The 2,155-nt window shown below is 59.3% G+C and carries 2 protein-coding genes; both read right to left on the bottom strand.

Annotation, left to right across the window (positions count from 1 at the left end; translation table 11 throughout):
- Nucleotides 1-357 precede the first annotated feature (357 nt).
- Nucleotides 358-1,689, bottom strand: coding sequence for a glutamate-5-semialdehyde dehydrogenase (locus tag BMX17_RS24745; protein ID WP_092665283.1), 1,332 nt, complete (start codon nt 1,687-1,689; stop codon nt 358-360).
- Nucleotides 1,682-2,155: amino acid kinase family protein (locus tag BMX17_RS24740; protein ID WP_449272168.1), on the bottom strand; the 474-nt coding region annotated here is incomplete at its 5' end. The genes BMX17_RS24745 and BMX17_RS24740, both read right to left, overlap by 8 nt.

The following is a 2,155-nucleotide window of genomic DNA, read 5'->3' as shown; positions in this document are numbered from 1 at the left end:
GTCACGACGGGCAGAAAACCCACACCGGGATTGAAAGGTTTGATTGGTGACAGTCACTGAAATTGCGAGCAGCAAAGGAACCAGCACAAGATTGCAGCACGGTTTTTAGTGTGCTAACGTTCTATTCTGACATCTGCATCTTGTCTCTCACTACGTTGGATATCCCAAACAACTGCTCTAAAGGTGGAACAGGGGCAGACGGGCACCCGGGTAGGGGTTTTGGGTGAATTCTGCACCAGTATGCGTTGTTGTCTCGAACTGTACAACTACTTCGAAGCCGGCGAACTGTTCTGCTTCACTAACCCACGATTAAGATAATTTCTCGTACCCAAAACGGCAGATCAGGCGCGATTTCGGCTATTCAGTCTTGAGTCGGCCGGGCGTCCACTCGCCATCAAAGTCCTCGTGGGTGAACGGCGTGGCGTCTTCACCTGCGTAGGTGGCCACAAGCTGGCCATCGCCTTGGAGGTAGTACTTGTAGGTCGTCAACCCCGCCAACCCGACCGGGCCACGAGCGTGGATCTTCCCCGTCGAGATGCCGACTTCTGCACCAAGACCGTAGCGATAGCCGTCAGCAAAGCGCGTTGAGGCGTTGTGGAAGACGCTCGCGGCGTCAATGCCGGTCATGAACAGCTCGGCGGTCTCGGCGTTTTCGGTGACGATTGACTCGGTGTGCTTCGAGCCGTGGGCGTTGATGTGTTCGACAGCCTCGTACACGTCCGAAACGATCTTGATCGACAGTTCGAGATCCCCGTACTCGGTGTCCCAGTCGTCGTCTGTCGCCTCGCCCACGTTGACGATCTCGCGAGTCGCCTCGTCACCGCGGAGTTCGACGCCGGCATCCTCGTAGCGCTCGACGATGGCCGGGAGGAACGTCTCGGCGACGCGTTCGTCGACCAGTAGCGTCTCGACAGCGTTACAGACCGCCGGATACTGGACTTTGGCGTCGAAGGCGATTTCTTCGGCCTGTTCGAGGTCGGCGTCTTCGTCAACGTAGACGTGACAGATCCCTTCCGTGTGGCCCAGGACTGGAATCTGGGTGTTGTTCTGGATGTAGGAAACGAACTCCGAGGAACCGCGGGGCATCAGCAGATCCACTTTGTCGTCCATCTCCAGCAGGCGGTCGACCTCCTCGTGGGCTTCGATGAGCTGGACCCAGCCGTCGGGCAGCTCGGCGGTCGCCTCGCGGATGATCTCGTAGAGGACGCGGTTGGAATCGCTCGCTTCACTGCCGCCTTTGAGGATGACGGCGTTGCCGGATTTGAGGGCGAGGGCAGCGATCTGGACCAGTGCGTCCGGCCGTGACTCGAAGATAGTGCCCACGACACCGATCGGGACGGCGACCTTGTACAGTTCGAGATTCTCGTCCAATTCTCGGGCTTCCAGTGTCTCGCCGAGTGGATCTTCCTGTTCGGCAACGCTCTCGACCATTTCAGCGATGCTCTCAAGTTTTGCGTCGTCAAGTTTCAGCCGGTCGACGAGCGCCTGGGTGTACTCTCCCTGTTCGAGCATTGTCTCCGCCTCCGCCACGTCGGTCGCGTTGGCCTCGCGGATCTCCGTCTCGTGGCCGCGAATGGCGTCAGCGATCGATTCGAGCGCCGCGTTGCGCGTCGCTTCGTCGACGTTTGCCAACTGCAGCGCGGCGTGCTGTGCGTCGGTCACCTGAGATTCCGTGTCGTATTCAGTCATCTGTGGCTCCGTTTATTGGGACGAATAGCGTACCCACTGATTTGGCAGTAGCGATCCGTTCCAGCACGTCTCGGTCCGCCGAGTTCGCAATGATTGCGGGCGTGCCGTGTTCGCTCACATCGCGTGCGCCCTCAACTTTGGTCTGGATGCCGCCGAACTCGGCGGTCGTGCTGTCGTCGACGAGCGACTGGACGGTGTCGTAGTTCGTGCCGACTGCTTCGATCAGTTCCGCGTCATCGTCGTCCTTCGGATTGCCAGTGTAGACGCCGCCGACATCGGTCAGCGTCACCAGCAGATCGACATCGACGCCGATAGCGACCGACGCCGAAAGCATGTCGTTGTCGCCGATCTGGATTTCCTCGGTCGCGATCGCGTCGTTCTCGTTGATGATCGGGACGATCCCCCAGTCGAACAGGGTCTCGATGGTGTTGCGGACGTTCGTGAACCGCTCGGGATTGGACAGATC

The organism is Halorientalis persicus (genome assembly GCF_900110215.1).
Taxonomy (GTDB): domain Archaea; phylum Halobacteriota; class Halobacteria; order Halobacteriales; family Haloarculaceae; genus Halorientalis; species Halorientalis persica.
Note: the sequence above shows the minus strand (reverse complement) of the source record. Positions and strands in the feature narration are given on the sequence as shown.

Coding starts and splice junctions, on each gene's coding strand:
- BMX17_RS24745 (WP_092665283.1), bottom strand. CDS start 1,689: ATGACTGAATACGACACGGAATCTCAGGTGACCGACGCACAGCACGCC.